The sequence below is a fragment of the Alcanivorax sp. IL2 genome (genome assembly GCF_047495475.1).
GTDB lineage: Bacteria > Pseudomonadota > Gammaproteobacteria > Pseudomonadales > Alcanivoracaceae > Alcanivorax.
The window spans coordinates 450596-465238 of sequence record NZ_CP179932.1 but is presented as its reverse complement, the minus strand read 5'-3'; the positions used below and the strand labels follow the sequence as shown (position 1 = coordinate 465238).

Here is a 14643-nt window from a genome sequence, read left to right as displayed (position 1 = left end):
GCTTTGCGCGCGGGCAGGGGCGTTATAGACAAGACAGCGGTGATTCGCGAACTGTTCACTGTTAACTATTCACTATTAAATGCCTTTTTTTGCATTCCGCTCAGTCAGCAAAACCGCCCTGGTGGCAGATTTGCGAAGGGTGTTCATTGCTCTGACACGAGAGTCTGGGCAAGCTGAAACGACCCAACGAGGACGTTTCATGCTGCCCGAAGAAATCAAACTCAAGCTTGCTCCCTTGTCCCGGTCCGCCTGGCGGCCCCGGGTGGGGCCTGCTGTGCCCGGTGCGCGCTCCAAGTTTGGTGGCCTGCCTTTGCTCAGGCCGGACGAATCCTGGCCCTGTTGCGGGCATTGTCATCAGCCCATGCAGCTGTTCGTGCAACTGGATTCCGGCGATCTGCCGGCGGACGCAGGGCAGCCTTTCGGAGATGGTGTTCTGCAGGTGTTTTACTGCACCAACATGGAAGAGGAATGCGAAGTACTCGGTCAGGCCCATTTGCCTTTCTCCGAGGCTTCAATGACACGGGTGATTCCCCGCGACCAGACCCACGGTTTCGATGCCCTGCCGGTGACCATTCCTGATGCCTTCCCCGAGCAATCCCTGACTGGCTGGAGCCGACACAACGATTTCCCCGATCAGCAGGAAACCGTGGCGATCAACGATGACCTGCCCGATGGCACCCTCGCCCTGCTCCATGCCCACCGCCCTGCCCCACGGGCCGGCGACAAACTGCTGGGCTGGCCACACTGGGTTCAACATGCGGACTATCCGGAGTGTCCCTGTTGCCAGAAAAAAATGCATTTTGTTATGCAGCTGGATTCCACGGACACCCTGCCCTTCTGGTTTGGAGATTACGGTTGCGCCTATGTTTTCCAGTGTGAAAACCATGCCGACGTGATGACCATGACCTGGTCAAGCCGCACATAAATTTGAAAAAATGTAATTTAAAAAACAAAAAACCATGCCCGATAATTGTGGGAAGCGATGCTTGCATCGCGAATTTTTCAGCGTCCACGATACAACGCCGTAAGCTTCTGAAATAACACCCCGCCGAATCATTGAGCTACAGCCCTCGCATTACCGTAGGGTGCACTGAGCCTAAGCGAACTGCACCATCAAACGCCAGACCGGTGCAGTTCGCTTAGGCTCAGTGCACCCTACATATCCGTTGGCGTGTTAAAGAATGAAAAAGCGCCGTGGGCCCTGCGCTGAAAGTGCTTTTGATTCAAATCCACCATCGTCCTAATGCCCCCGCTCCCGACGATACCCCTGCGGCGAAATGCCCATCACTTTTTTAAACAATCGCGAAAAATAATAGGGGTCGTCATAGCCGAGCCAGGAGGCTATCTGCGCCACGGTATCGTCACTGATATCCAGCAGATAACAGGCATGGCTGACCTTGATGCGCTGGAACGCCTGCATGGGTGTTTGCCCGGTCTGGCGTTTGTATTCGCGAATAAAGTGGTAGCGCGATAACGCACTGGTGGCGGCCACCAGTTCGTCAAGATTGAGCCGGCGGGTGAGGGCGGTTTGCAGGTAGCTGTTGACCCGGTTGATATCCAGAGACGCGTGGCGGGTGGTGTGCTGGCGGCGCATCAGCGCGGCGAAGGCCAGCAGGCTGCGCAACAGGTTGGCCGCATAGACCAGGTGCTCCGGCTGCACCCGGGTGACGGCGGCGAGCAGGGCCTGAAATTCCTCCGCCAACCGCGAATGCACCCCCACCGTTACCCGGTAACGCTCAGGGCTGTCCCCGGCAATTTCGTCAAAATAACGCGGCGCTTCATCGCCACCCAGGTGCACCCAGTAAATGCTCCAGGGGTCGCTGTCATCCGCCTGGTAGTGATGCGCAAGGCCCGCCGGCAGCAGCAACAGATCGCCGGCGGTGACCGGTAATGTCTGGCCATTGACCTGTAATTGGCCTTGACCTGCGACGCAGTAAATCAACAGATCATCTGCCGGCTGCGCCCGCAGCATGCGGTGTCCACCGGCATGGGGGTAGTAGCCGACGCCATGGGGCAGGCAGCCGCGACAGAGGGGGTGTGCGGTCATGGTGGCCAGCACCGCCGGCGGAATCACGGTGCGCTGACCGGTGTCGGGCAGGGGCCAGCGGGAGGTTTCCGCCGGGTGGTGACCGGTTGTCGTCGAAAGGCTCATAAACCGCAATATAGTCCATTCAAGTCAAAAGTGGCTATCTCTATCGCTCAATCCCTGTGCTACAAAGGGACCCATACCGACAATACTTGCGTGGAGAGCTGTCATGACCCGTCGTCTGCCCCTGCTGATTAATGGCGAATTCGTCGCCAGCCAGACCGACCAATGGATTCCTGTGACCAACCCGGCCACCCAGGACATTCTGTGTGAAGCCCCGGCGGCCACTGGCGAGGAAATGGAGCAGGCCATTGCGGCGGGTAAGGCGGCGTTCCAGACCTGGAAAGAAGTACCGGTCTCCGAGCGTGCCCGGTTGATGCTGCGTTATCAGGCGCTGCTGAAAGAGCATCACGACGAGATTGCTGAAATTCTTAGCCAGGAAACCGGCAAAACCTTCGAGGATGCCAAAGGGGACGTGTGGCGCGGCATCGAAGTGGCCGAGCAGGCCGCCAACATCGCTTCGCTGATGATGGGCGAAACTGTTGAGAACGTGGCGCGCAGCATCGACACCCATTCCTGGACCCAGCCGCTGGGTGTGTGCGCGGGGATTACCCCGTTCAACTTCCCGGCCATGATTCCCCTGTGGATGTTTCCGCTGGCCATCGCCGCGGGTAACACCTTTGTGCTCAAGCCCTCCGAGCAGGATCCGATGACCCCGACCCGTCTGGCGGAACTGTTCCAGGAAGCCGGCGCGGCGCCGGGCCTGTTGCAGGTGGTGCACGGCGGCAAGGAACAGGTAGATACCCTGCTCACACATCCCGACATCAAGGCCGTCTCGTTTGTGGGTTCGGTGCCGGTGGGTCAGCACGTGTACCGCACCGCCACCGACAACATGAAGCGCGCGCAGTGTTTTGCCGGTGCCAAGAACCACATGGTGATCATGCCCGATGCCAACAAGGATCAGGTGGTCAGCAGCCTGGTGGGGTCGTCCTGCGGAGCGGCAGGCCAGCGCTGCATGGCCATCAGCGTGGCGGTGTTCGTGGGCGATTCAAAAGAATGGATTGATGAGTTGGCCAGCCAGTTTGGGCAGATTCGTCCCGGTGCCTGGAACGATCCGGATGCGGCCTATGGCCCGCAGATCAGTCCGGCGGCAAAACAGCGGGTGCTGAAAATGATCGAGCAGGGCAAGCAGGAGGGTGCCACCTGTCTGCTGGATGGCTCCGATTGCACCGTGGAAGGCCTACCGGACGGCAACTGGGTCGGGCCGACCCTGTTTACCGACGTGACCGCCAACATGGCGATTTACCAGGAAGAAATTTTCGGCCCGGTATTGTGCTGTGTGTGCGTGGATTCGCTGGATGAGGCGCTGGAACTGGTCAACAACAGCCCCTATGGCAACGGCACCTCCATCTTTACCGCCAGCGGTGCCGCCGCGCGGAAATATCAGCACGAAGTGGAAGTGGGGCAGGTGGGTATCAATGTGCCGATTCCGGTGCCGCTGCCGTTCTTCAGTTTCACCGGCTGGAAAGGTTCGTTCTACGGTGACCAGCACGCGTACGGCAAACAGGGCGTGCGTTTCTATACGGAAACCAAAACCGTCACCAGCCGTTGGTTCGATTCGGATATCCCGGTTGCCGCTGGGCCGAACATGAGCATTAATTTGAAATAAATTTTCACCACAGAGGGCACTGAGGCACAGAGGGTTTTTGGATTCATGTTTCTTCAGGCGTAGAAGATAACGGTAAACGTTTCCGATTTTCTGAAAGCTATAAAGAAAACATGAAATTATTTTTCTCGGTGAACTCTGTGCCCTCTGTGGTAAAAAAATACTGTAGGAGCCATGCTCGCATGGCGAAGAAATCACGATAAAGGTGACAAAGCGTCGTGGACTTTTCTTTCACAGAAGAACAAATCGCTTTCCGCGAAACGGCTAGACAGTTTTCTGAAAAAGCACTGGCGCCGTTTGCCGCAGAATGGGATGCCAAAAGCCTCTTCCCCAAAGACGCCATTCGTGAAGCCGGCGCGTTGGGGTTCTGTTCCCTGTACTGCGATGAAGAGCACGGGGGCATGGGATTGAGCCGGCTGGATGCGGCGTTGATCTTTGAACAACTCTCCCAGGGTTGCACCTCTACCACCGCCTTCATCACCATCCACAATATGGCCACCTGGATGCTCACCCGTTTCGGCAACGATGCGATACGGGCACGCTGGGCCGCCGACCTGATGAGTGGGGAAAAGCTGGCCTCCTACTGCCTCACCGAACCGGGCGCCGGTTCCGATGCGGCATCGTTAAGTACCACCGCCAAAAAAGACGGCGATGACTATGTGCTGAACGGTGCCAAAGCGTTTATCTCCGGGGCCGGTGATACCGATGTGTTGGTGTTGATGGCGCGTACCGGCGGGCCCGGTGCCGGCGGCATTTCCTGCTTTGCTGTGCCGGCGGATGCTCCTGGCGTCAGCTATGGCCGTAACGAAGCCAAGATGGGCTGGAAGAGCCAGCCCACCCGGGCAGTGATTCTGGAAGACGCCCGCATTCCCGCTGATTGCCTGATCGGTGAAGAAGGGCAGGGCTTTCGCATCGCCATGGCCGGCCTGGATGGCGGGCGTATCAATATTGCCAGCTGCTCTCTGGGCGCCGCCCAAGCGGCCCTGCGCCAGGCTCAGCAATACGTGCAGGAACGCAAACAATTCGGCCAGGCCATCGGTGATTTCCAGACCGTGCAATTCACCCTGGCGGACATGGCCACAGAGCTGGTGGCAGCGCAGCAGATGGTGCGCCTGGCCGCGTGGAAACTGGATCAGAATCACAGCGACAAAAGCATGGTGTGCGCCATGGCAAAACGCCTGGCCACGGACCTGTGTTTCAACGTCTGCAACCAGGCACTGCAACTCCATGGCGGCTATGGCTATATCAGTGAGTATCCACTGGAGCGTTACGTGCGTGATGCGCGGGTGCACCAGATTCTGGAAGGCACCAACGAAATCATGCGCGTGATTATCGCGCGAAATGTGCTGAAAGATTTATCGTTTCTTTAAAACATTTTCACCACAGAGGACACAGAGACACAGAGGGTTAACGGTTTTTTTGTTTTTATGCTGATCAGAAATCGATTCACTTTTTTTCTTCCTGTTATGCTTGAAGGCGAAAAGGAAAAAGCATCCTCAGTACCTCTGTGCTCTCTGTGGTAAAAACAAAAAGGGAGTGCGCTATGAAAATCGGATTCTTCGGTGTCGGTCATATGGGTGGGCCTATGGCGGCCAATCTGGTCAAGGCCGGCCATGAGGTGGTGGCCTTTGATCTGGTGCCGGAACTACTGCAGGCCGCCGTGAAAGACGGCGCCAAGGAAGCTGCCAGTGCCAGCGAAGCGGTGCAGGGCGCCGAAGTGGTTGTCAGCATGCTGCCCTCCGCCGGCGCGGTGCGCGGCCTTTATCTCGGCGAAAACGGTGTCTTGCCACACATTGATAAAAGCGCCCTGATTATCGACTGCTCCACCATCGATGCGGACACCGCCCGCGATGTGGCCGGCACTGCCAAGGAGCAGGGCAGGGTAATGATTGATGCGCCGGTGTCCGGCGGCGTTGGCGGGGCGAAGGCCGGCACGCTCACCTTTATCTGTGGCGGCCACAGCGACGCCATTGATCGGGCCCGACCGGTGCTGGAATGCATGGGCGCCCAGGTGTTCCGTGCCGGGGACAACGGTGCCGGCCAACTGGCAAAAATCTGCAACAACATGCTGCTGGCCATCCACATGATCGGCACCGCCGAAGCCCTGCAGATGGGCGCCGACCACGGCCTGGACCCGGCGGTACTTTCCGAGATCATGAAAGCCAGCTCCGGCGACAACTGGTCCCTGGACAAGTACAACCCCTGGCCCGGCGTCATGGAAAACGTACCGTCATCCAAAGACTACGAAGGTGGCTTTGCGGTGAAGCTGATGAACAAGGATCTGGGGTTGGCGCTACAAGCAGGACTAAGCACCCAATCCGCCACCCCCATGGGTAACCTGGCCAAGTCCTTGTATGCCGCCCATGGTAATCACGGCTATGCGGACAAGGATTTCTCCAGTATCCAGCGCTTCTTTCGTCACAAGGAGTAGGGCAGTTAACAGTTAACAGTGAATAGTTAACAGCGCGCGCGAGAGCGTCACTCAGGCTGAAATGATAAAGGCCGCACCCAAATCGGGGTGCGGCCTTTTTTTCGCTGTTAACTGTTCACTATTCACTGTTAACTATCGTCCGTTTGCCAAAGCCGATCCCGCTCATGGCCAAGAAAACGCGGCCGACGTTTTTTCGCCGCAAAGGGTTCCACGCAGGCGTTGTCGCGCCGGTTGAACACGAAGAACACATTGCTGCGTGGGTCCGGTGACATATTGGCGTTGGAGCCGTGCAGGGTGTTGCAGTCAAACAGCAGCAGGCTGCCCGACGGGCCGGTGGGGGCCTCGATGCCATAGCGGTCTATCATTTGCGTCAGCGCGTGTTCGGAAGGCACACCGATCTGTTGGGTCTTCAGTGACTCTTTGTGATGTTCCTCCGGTGTCGGGCCCACACAAGGGATGAAGTGTTTGTGTGAGCCGGGGATCAGCATCAGGGGGCCGTTGAACAGGTGATTGTCCGTCAGAATGATGGAGGCGCTTACCGCATGCATCTCTGGCATACCGTCTTCTGCATGCCAGGTTTCAAAATCAGAATGCCAGTTGAATCCCTTTCCCTTGAAGCCCGGTTTGTAGTTGATGCGGGACTGATGCACATAGTGGCCACCACCGAGGATCTGCTCCACACGTTGGGTCAATCGCGGATCGCGGGCCAGGTGCTGGAATGCCCGGTGCAGAAAGTGCACGGCAAACACGGAGCGGATCTCCTGGCTACCCGGTTCGGTGATCGTGAAAGGTTTGTCCCGGTAGTCATCCCGGTTGAGCAGATCGTTCATTGCCTCGGTCAGCGTGGCCACCTCGTCAGCCGGCAGAAAACCCGGCTCGAAAAGAAAGCCGTTTTCCTCAAAATGATCAAGCTGATGTTCCGTTAATGGGCCGGGCAGATGGCGGCCTTTGACTGTGTGCTCCCGGCGCTCGAGCCAGGGCTGTTCCGGGTGCTGCTGCAGTCGGGTGGGGTAGGGGTCGGCCTGAATCGGGGCCGGGCAAGTCAGATTCTGCGCTGACATCAAATCACCTCCGCGATCTAATCCACAGTTCAGAAACAGCCTGCAATAAGCCGTCTACGTTACACATCTCCAGTTATGGACCAGACAGACACAAAGCCGCCTTCAGCCCAAGGGGCAGAGCCACTGGCAGTCGGCGTGTCGGGGCGGGTCCGTTATTCAAGTGACCGGCGGAATCGCCGGCGACGGTGAAGATAAGGATTAGGCGTGAATTTTCAAGAGCGGGCGGTGATCTGGTCGGACAGTATCGCGCTATCTATGCCGCACGCCTGCAAAGGCCACCGGTGAGCAGCACATGGCCGCTCACCGGTGTCATGGTCAGGCAATATTGTTGATGCGCGGACCTTCGCGGAACAGCTGGTCCAGCTCGCCCTGATAGTAGGCTTCCACCCGCGGGTTCATCACGCTTTTCCACAGTGGCGGCACCATGGCCAGCAGCATCATGGCGGAATAACCGGCGGGTAGTTGCGGGCTCTCGTCATAGTGGCGCAGCACCTGGTAACGACGTTTGGCGTAGGCGTGATGGTCGCTGTGGCGTTGCAGCTGGAACAGCACCAGATTGGTGATCAGGAAATTCGAGTTCCAGCTATGCGCGGGGGTGACCCGCTCATAGCGACCGGTTTGCAGCTGGCGACGATGCAGGCCGTAGTGCTCGATATAGTTGACGATCTCCAGCGCCAGCGCCGCAAAGAAACTCTGGCCGACAAAGAACAGCACACCCTGCCAACCCCACAGCACACCGAAGGCCACGGCGAACAGCAAGGAGATGCCATACCACCAGATCAGCTCGTTATGGATGCTGATGTTGTTCTTGCCCTTGCGTTCCAGATACTGCTTTTCCAGTTTCCACGCATTCTTGAAATTGCGCACGAACGCCTTGGGCAGAAAATCATACAGGCTCTGGTTGTAGCGGCTGGAAGAGGCATCATCCGGGGTGGATACATGCACATGGTGGCCACGCACATGTTCCACCTTGAAGCCACCATAGGTCACCGACGACAAAAGCAGGCCGCCCATCCAGTTTTCCACCTTCGGGTCCTTGTGAATCAGCTCGTGGCCCAGGTTGATGGCGATCATGCCACCCAGCAGACCGATGGACATGATCCAGCCGAGCATGCCAGCCAAGGAATAGTCATTGCTGACGAACACATGGCCGGCATAGAACAGCAGGCCCAGCCAGGCCACGGCCAGCAGCAGGGGCAGGGCGCGGTAGCTCTTGTCCTGGGACAGTTCGGGGACCTGTTTTTCTTCATCCGGGTTCACCGGGTCCTTGCCGACCAGGTAATCCACCACCGGCACCAGAATGAAAAACACTGCCAGGATCATCCAGGCCCAGAGATTCTGGGTGCCCTGCTCACGTCCCACCAGCGCGGAAAACGGCACCATGGGAAGAAAGAGCATCCAGCAGGCCAGGTAGCCCCACTTTTTCAAACGCAACAAGGTATCGGGATTGAGTTTTTCCAACATGATAATGCCTCTCATAATGCTGTGCAGATCACTGCAAGATGACGTTGAAAGAAAAGAAATAATCGATCAGATCACTCGAACGGGATTGACGCATTCCGCGCGGGACGGATTGCTCTTGCAGCGCACCTTGCGCAGCAGGCTCATCATGTCCTTGTTGTAAACGCCCTGGTTGGCCAGATCGATACGGGCCTGACGAAACATTTCGTCGTAACGGGTGGTTTCTGCATCAGAAATATTGATCCACCACTTTTCATTCACTTCTCCGTCGGCGTTGTTGATGATGCGCATGGCGCGATCAAACTGGCCGGCCAGATACTTGCGGGATTGATCGGCAAAATCTGTGGGGAAAAGATCCTTGCGAAGAATCAGCTGTGCGCTCAACTGGCCGAGCACCAGGTCAATGATGCCGCCGTCCGGCTGCATGCCCTTGTACAGTTCCAGGGCGGAATAACCGAAGATGGGGGCGAAGCAGGTGTCCACGGAACCGTTGTTGAAACGGGTGGAGAAGTTGGTGATATCCGACATCACCGGCGACATGCCCACACGCTTGGCCATGTTCGCCTCGGCCACATCGTATTCCAGCACCGCAATGGATTTGCCCGCCAGTTCTTCCACCGTATCGATGCTGTTGTCCTTCACGAACAGATAGGCTGCGCCCATGGGCACCAGGCCGCCGAACTCATAGGGGCCGGACACCAGGTGTGGATTCACCTTGGGGTTACCGCTGGCCAGGATCGACACCACCATGCGCATGGCATCGTAATCGGGGATGGCACCGATGGAATCCATGCTGCCGGTATAGCTGATGAACTGGCGGCCACGGATGCCGGTAAGCAGGGCACCATCGCATTGCTTCGCCTTCAGATCCTCGGCGGCGATCTTCTCGTCGGTATAGGGCTTCAGCTCAATGTCCACGCCCCAGCCGAGCGCGGCGGTCTTGAAGTCCTTCATGATGCCGTAGAAATCGCCGTTGGCACCGACAAGGTCGAAAACACAAAGCGTGCGTTTGTTGCTGATGCTGGCATGAGCGCTGTTGGCAAGCAGTGCCATGGAAACCACGAGAAAAATAATTAATTTTTTTGCATATCGCATGACGTTCTCCCTGGTGAAAGGCAACCCATCAGTAAGGTTTTTTTGTGCTTTGTTGCCTTCCTGTTCGTTTGTAGTGCTCGGGGTTCGAACCGTGGAGATCGATGCTAGATATGCGTCCGGTGCTGGGGTAGGTTGTCTGTAGACAGATGGGGGTCATTTTTTGACAATGCGAATTTTCGGGTTTTGCCGATCATGAACCAGCCGATGGAATGGGCTCTCTCCATCAACTATCTCCGCCAGGTGGCAGACCAGCTGACCGAGATGGGGATCGATGTTGCCCCCTGGCTGGCGGCCCATGACCTGTCGCTGGCCGATCTTGAACAGGCCGATGCCAGTGTTCCCTGGGAGGTAGTCCGTTCCCTGTTTCTGGAAGCGGAAGCGATCACCGGGGAGCCGGCCCTGGGCCTGATGGTGGGTGAGCGGCTACGCATCAACAATCACGGCATGGTCGGCTATGCGGCCATGAACAGCGGTTCTGTCCGCCAGGTGGTGGAATTGCTGGAGCGTTTTATCCCCCTGCGCATCAACCTGGTCATGGTCAGCCATCAAGTGGATGGGAAATACCTGAACCTGCAGATCCGGGAATTGCTGCCGCTGGGTGAGGTGGGGCCCTTCCTGCTGGGCGCCGTGGTGGTGGCGGTAAAGAACGTGCTCGACTTCATTACCCTGGGCAACTGCCAGGTGGCCCAGGCCAGCTTTACCTTTGCCGAAGCCTTCGACCGGGAACTGGTTCGGTCCCTGTTCCGCTGCCCGGTACGCTACAGCCAGGGCTGGACCGGCCTGTCCCTGCCGCTGGAGGTGGTAGACCAGCCCCTGCGAACCGCGGACCCGGCCGCCTTCGAACATGCGGAAAAACTCTGCGAGCGGGAATTGCAGAACCTGGTATCGGATGCCTCCGTATCAGCACGGGTACGCCGACTGATGCTGGCCAAACAGGTGAACTTCCCCTCACTCACCGTCACCGCCCGCATATTGCACATGACTCCGCGAACCCTGCATCGCCGCTTGCTGGATGAAGGCACCTCGTTCCAGGAAATCCTCGACGAAGTTCGCCACGCCCTGGCCATGGAATACCTGAAAAGCCAGCACATGACCATTCAGGAACTGGCCTACACCCTTGGCTACGGCGACACCGCCAACTTCCGCCGGGCCTTCAAACGCTGGACCGGCGTGGCGCCGTCATTTTTTCGGGAAAACAGTGAGGAATGATGTAAGAGAAAACCTTTCGTGCTGCTGCAATAAAGGCTGCTGTTAGATTTTGTGGGAACGGAGCGCAGCGGAGTAACGCCTGCAAGGCGGGCCGCAGGCTGAGCGAAGCGAATAACCGATGCTCGCATCGCGAATAACGGCGGAGCTACAGCCGCGCAGGCGATCAAGTCCAGGTAACCCGCCTATACCGACCTGGCACCCTGAATATCGTAAGCCGTGAACACCCGCTCCATCAGCCCCAGCTTCTTTGCGGCTTCCCGCCACGGCGCAATATGCGGTGCCACCAGATGCGCATCCAGGGCGCTATTGTCTGGCAATAGCTCGGAAAAGCGAATCAGGCCGGGATCAAACAGATCTTCCGCCACATCATAGGCAATGCAGCCATCCTGGTTGCGCGTGGCATCGACAAAGATCTTGAGGTGCGGCCTGACGGCGTCCATGGATTCGGGAGGGAAGCGGAGAAAGTCGAAAACGGCGACGGTTTCTTTCATGGTTATCCCGGGTTCTGACGTTTAGTCTTTCAGGTGCTCGCATTTTCCGTGAGCATTTGCTGCAGGCGACTTTCCAGCCTGGCATGGAAGGCATCGACGGCTTCCGGATCATCGTCTGTGCCATTGTCAGGCGGTGACATGGGCGCATTCAGGTAGTGAACCAGTTTGGCCGGCTTGGGAATGGGGGTGCCGTATTTGCCAAAAATAACCGGGGCGGCCAGTTTGTAGCGGTTGTACACCCAATCGGTCACCGGGTTCGATACCACGTGATAAATATCATCCGCTGCCGGGCAGGCGGAGAGGATGACTGGGGCGCCGGTACGCATGGCCAGCTTTGCAAACCCCTTTCTGTCGCTGATATCCAGCTGGTATTTCTGACTGCTGGGCCGCAGTGCTTCACGCATGCCGCCCGGTGCTACCAACACCAGCTCGCCATCGCGCAGCAGACTCTCCGCGTTGTGCTGTGAGCCCTCAACGAAACCGTAGGCGGTCGCCATATCGCGTAATACCGGAACCTTGAAGATATAGCGATCACCCAGCAGCCATACATCCCGCCCCAGTTTGGCCTTGATCGCAGCAGCAAGCAGACCGCTGTCATAGGTGGCAAGGGAATGATTCACCACAATCAGGGCCGCTCCGCTGGCCGGGATGTGCTCCAGGCCCTCAACGCGGTGGTCGTGATAGCGGGCAGCGCGGTTCATGACGGTGTCTGCGATATTGATGATGTTCATAGTGATAGGTTGATCCGAGTCTGTTCGTTATTGCACAGAGAACGAGTGGTGCATTGTTTTAATCGCTTCGGGCTTGCCGCAACACCCTGACAGTCGATTATGCCCGAGACACATAAAAACATTATAATCACGGGATAATGCTTATCTACTATAATGCTGATCCCACGCCTCAAGCCTATGACTGTAAAGACCCGCCATCGAAGTCAGAAAAGCCCGTCCAGGCCGGTTAAGGGCCTGCACCCGCGGAATTTACACAATCAGGGCTATGATTTTCCTGCATTGGTAGCAAGTTATCCGGCGTTGGCCCCCCATGTGAAGCCGAACCCTTACGGCGATCTTTCCATCGATTTCGCAAACCCGTTGGCAGTCAAGGCACTCAACGCCGCGTTACTAAACCGATACTACAACATTGCCGATTGGGATATTCCGGACGGTGCACTTTGCCCTCCCATTCCTGGCAGGGCTGACTATATCCATTACATTGCGGATCTGGTTGGGCCTGAAAACCCCGACATTAGGCTGCTTGATATCGGCACTGGCGCAAACGCCATCTACCCGCTGCTGGCCTGCCGGATGTACGGCTGGCTGTGCGTCGGCAGTGATATAAACCCCCAGTCGCTTGCGAATGTGGGCACGATTATCGACAGCAATGTCGATCTCAAAGAACGTTTTACCCTGCGCACCCAAACCGACAAGAACCATATTTTTGAAGGCATCATCCAGCCGGATGAGTATTTCGATGTCAGTGTATGCAACCCGCCTTTCCATGCCTCGCAGGATGAGGCACTGAAAAGTAGCCAACGTAAAGTTTCTAACCTGGCGCGCAATCGCGGCGAGGCAAAGGCGAAAACAAAGGCGTCGAATCTAAACTTTGGTGGGCAGGGCGCTGAGCTTTGGTGCAAGGGCGGCGAACTGTTGTTTCTCAAGAAAATGATAAGAGAAAGTCAGGTGTGTTCATCGCAATGCCGCTGGTTTACCAGCCTGGTATCAAAAGCCGGCAATGTCAGGCCGTTGAAGAAATTGATGCTGAAGGTCGGCGCCGTTGAGGTGCGGGAAATTGAGATGAAGCAGGGGAACAAGGTTGCCCGGGTGCTGGCCTGGACATTTTTCGAGTAGATGACTCGGAAATAGGGGCATTGGGGGTCAGGTTTTGCCTGTTGCTACTTGGGGCACGGGGGAAGACCTGATCCTCGTTACTCAGCGCCAGCGAATAACGCAAAAGGCGCGTAGCATCCGCCGTTAGACTGAAGCGGTTTGTTAAATTATTTGTTGAGTGCATGTAAGAATTCAGCCAACTCAGGATACTCTGGCCCCTTCAGCAAATCGACTTCGCCTTTACTAGCAACTAAATAACTATTCCTGGCCTTGTTAAAGCGCTCTAATAAGGGAAGAACTAGACTATTTACTCGCTCCACAAAGTCATAGAGATCTGAGTAGCTACTGGGTATTTTATACCCATGATTACAGCTAGCTATTAGCACATCTTTATCTCTCAGTTTTGATACAATTTGGGATCTGATGGCTTGCTCTGTAACACTACTAAAGCCACAGCTTTGTAAATGCTCAAGCAATCTTTTGGTCGCTATATATCCATCTTCGGATGAGAGTCGGCTATTGAACACTAGATGACTTAAAACACACACCTGAAGTCTTGTCTCTTCGTCATTATATTCACGGTGCTTTTCAATGTATATTTCAGCCTTGGAAAGCGCATGATAATGAATGAAACGATCATACTCTTTGCTAGTCCTGTCGGGCTCGAAATACGCCTGATGTTTAGTTGGCCATTCTTTTACATCTAATGCCTTTGACTTAATTAATGACCTATAGCTTTCAAGTAGCGCCTGATTGGACTTGTCCTCGTACACCTTCGCAAGCGTACCAACAAGAAAGTCAGCTAGCTGGACAAGTACATTGTCATGACTTGAAACCAAATTTAACTCAGAGTCCCAGAAAAGATCTGGTTTATGATTCTTTTCGATATATCTTTGAAAGCTTAGCTTGAACTCGTCACCACCATGCTCATCGGCAAAAACCGTAATACTTGGGAAGTTTTCAAATAGCTGTTTGTATAGAAGACCATTAATAAACTTTAAAAATGATCTTTTATACTTGAAACCTCCATCACGGCCTAAAGCATCTTTCTCTACAGCTACTGCGTAAAACTTGAAATCTAGTTCTAATATACTGCCAAGTATTTTTATTCTGCGCGCATGACCATCCCTGTCCCTAACACTGCTCGACTTTATCTCCCCTTTTTGGAAGTACTTTGCACGAATAGTTTCAACTTCATGTCTTAATGAGTCAAATTTATCATTATCTATGACTACTGCGCACACGATGAAATACTTAGACACATCCCGCTTGGAAGTATCTAAGTCTGTATTTCCCGATTCATCAATGAACGCTAGT

At 55.8% G+C, this 14643-nt stretch carries 13 protein-coding genes; 6 read left to right on the top strand and 7 right to left on the bottom strand.

Going from position 1 to position 14643, the window contains the following annotated elements:
• The first annotated feature begins 199 nt into the window (after positions 1 to 199).
• Positions 200 to 925, top strand: a complete 726-nt coding sequence (locus tag ACMG4N_RS02120) for a DUF1963 domain-containing protein (RefSeq protein WP_297765274.1) — start codon at positions 200 to 202, stop codon at positions 923 to 925.
• A 315-nt stretch (positions 926 to 1240) separates the two neighbouring features.
• Here the strand turns inward: ACMG4N_RS02120 and ACMG4N_RS02115 are convergent, their stop codons facing one another.
• The gene (locus ACMG4N_RS02115) at positions 1241 to 2152 is read right to left on the bottom strand and encodes a helix-turn-helix domain-containing protein (RefSeq protein ID WP_414432772.1); all 912 of its coding nucleotides are present in this window, start codon (positions 2150 to 2152) and stop codon (positions 1241 to 1243) included.
• Positions 2153 to 2255: 103 nt separating this feature from the next.
• Between ACMG4N_RS02115 and ACMG4N_RS02110 the strand changes: the two genes are divergently transcribed.
• The 3 genes from ACMG4N_RS02110 (at position 2256) to mmsB (ending at position 6183) form a co-directional block, all read left to right on the top strand.
• Complete coding sequence (locus tag ACMG4N_RS02110) at positions 2256 to 3755, top strand: CoA-acylating methylmalonate-semialdehyde dehydrogenase (protein WP_349380101.1); 1500 nt, start codon at positions 2256 to 2258, stop codon at positions 3753 to 3755.
• 215 nt (positions 3756 to 3970) lie between these two features.
• Entirely contained in the window at positions 3971 to 5122 is a 1152-nt protein-coding gene (locus ACMG4N_RS02105; RefSeq protein WP_414432770.1) for an acyl-CoA dehydrogenase family protein, read from the top strand.
• A gap of 173 nt (positions 5123 to 5295) precedes the next feature.
• Complete coding sequence (gene mmsB, locus ACMG4N_RS02100; RefSeq protein ID WP_414432768.1) at positions 5296 to 6183, top strand: 3-hydroxyisobutyrate dehydrogenase; 888 nt, start codon at positions 5296 to 5298, stop codon at positions 6181 to 6183.
• A 128-nt stretch (positions 6184 to 6311) separates the two neighbouring features.
• Here the strand turns inward: mmsB and thpD are convergent, their stop codons facing one another.
• From thpD to ACMG4N_RS02085, 3 genes are all read right to left on the bottom strand, one after another.
• A complete protein-coding gene (thpD, locus tag ACMG4N_RS02095) occupies positions 6312 to 7244 on the bottom strand; it encodes an ectoine hydroxylase (RefSeq protein ID WP_414432766.1) in 933 nt (310 codons plus the stop codon).
• Between the two features lie 315 nt (positions 7245 to 7559).
• Positions 7560 to 8708 (bottom strand): alkane 1-monooxygenase, encoded by a 1149-nt coding sequence (locus tag ACMG4N_RS02090; protein WP_414432764.1) that lies wholly within the window; start codon positions 8706 to 8708, stop codon positions 7560 to 7562.
• Between the two features lie 66 nt (positions 8709 to 8774).
• Positions 8775 to 9800 carry a putative solute-binding protein gene (locus ACMG4N_RS02085; protein WP_414432762.1) on the bottom strand — a complete coding sequence of 342 codons (1026 nt, stop codon included), beginning with the start codon at positions 9798 to 9800 and terminating at the stop codon, positions 8775 to 8777.
• A gap of 192 nt (positions 9801 to 9992) precedes the next feature.
• Between ACMG4N_RS02085 and ACMG4N_RS02080 the strand changes: the two genes are divergently transcribed.
• Complete coding sequence (locus ACMG4N_RS02080) at positions 9993 to 11009, top strand: AraC family transcriptional regulator (RefSeq protein ID WP_414432760.1); 1017 nt, start codon at positions 9993 to 9995, stop codon at positions 11007 to 11009.
• 182 nt (positions 11010 to 11191) lie between these two features.
• Here the strand turns inward: ACMG4N_RS02080 and ACMG4N_RS02075 are convergent, their stop codons facing one another.
• Positions 11192 to 11500 (bottom strand): putative quinol monooxygenase, encoded by a 309-nt coding sequence (locus ACMG4N_RS02075; protein ID WP_414432758.1) that lies wholly within the window; start codon positions 11498 to 11500, stop codon positions 11192 to 11194.
• 29 nt (positions 11501 to 11529) lie between these two features.
• Positions 11530 to 12231, bottom strand: coding sequence for a lysophospholipid acyltransferase family protein (locus ACMG4N_RS02070; RefSeq protein WP_414432756.1), 702 nt, complete (start codon positions 12229 to 12231; stop codon positions 11530 to 11532).
• Positions 12232 to 12408: 177 nt separating this feature from the next.
• Between ACMG4N_RS02070 and rlmF the strand changes: the two genes are divergently transcribed.
• A complete protein-coding gene (gene rlmF, locus ACMG4N_RS02065; RefSeq protein ID WP_414432754.1) occupies positions 12409 to 13347 on the top strand; it encodes a 23S rRNA (adenine(1618)-N(6))-methyltransferase RlmF in 939 nt (312 codons plus the stop codon).
• 146 nt (positions 13348 to 13493) lie between these two features.
• On the opposite strand, the gene ACMG4N_RS02060 is transcribed toward rlmF, so the two are convergent.
• Entirely contained in the window at positions 13494 to 14633 is a 1140-nt protein-coding gene (locus ACMG4N_RS02060; RefSeq protein ID WP_297766130.1) for a DUF3800 domain-containing protein, read from the bottom strand.
• Between the last annotated feature and the right edge of the window lie 10 nt (positions 14634 to 14643).

What these genes read in the sequence shown, in the direction of transcription:
- ACMG4N_RS02085 (WP_414432762.1), bottom strand. Translation starts at nt 9,800, where the DNA reads ATGCGATATGCAAAAAAATTAATTATTTTTCTCGTGGTTTCCATGGCA.
- ACMG4N_RS02120 (WP_297765274.1), top strand. Translation starts at nt 200, where the DNA reads ATGCTGCCCGAAGAAATCAAACTCAAGCTTGCTCCCTTGTCCCGGTCC.
- ACMG4N_RS02075 (WP_414432758.1), bottom strand. Translation starts at nt 11,500, where the DNA reads ATGAAAGAAACCGTCGCCGTTTTCGACTTTCTCCGCTTCCCTCCCGAA.
- ACMG4N_RS02080 (WP_414432760.1), top strand. Translation starts at nt 9,993, where the DNA reads ATGAACCAGCCGATGGAATGGGCTCTCTCCATCAACTATCTCCGCCAG.
- ACMG4N_RS02110 (WP_349380101.1), top strand. Translation starts at nt 2,256, where the DNA reads ATGACCCGTCGTCTGCCCCTGCTGATTAATGGCGAATTCGTCGCCAGC.
- ACMG4N_RS02090 (WP_414432764.1), bottom strand. Translation starts at nt 8,708, where the DNA reads ATGTTGGAAAAACTCAATCCCGATACCTTGTTGCGTTTGAAAAAGTGG.
- thpD (WP_414432766.1), bottom strand. Translation starts at nt 7,244, where the DNA reads ATGTCAGCGCAGAATCTGACTTGCCCGGCCCCGATTCAGGCCGACCCC.
- rlmF (WP_414432754.1), top strand. Translation starts at nt 12,409, where the DNA reads ATGACTGTAAAGACCCGCCATCGAAGTCAGAAAAGCCCGTCCAGGCCG.
- mmsB (WP_414432768.1), top strand. Translation starts at nt 5,296, where the DNA reads ATGAAAATCGGATTCTTCGGTGTCGGTCATATGGGTGGGCCTATGGCG.
- ACMG4N_RS02070 (WP_414432756.1), bottom strand. Translation starts at nt 12,231, where the DNA reads ATGAACATCATCAATATCGCAGACACCGTCATGAACCGCGCTGCCCGC.
- ACMG4N_RS02115 (WP_414432772.1), bottom strand. Translation starts at nt 2,152, where the DNA reads ATGAGCCTTTCGACGACAACCGGTCACCACCCGGCGGAAACCTCCCGC.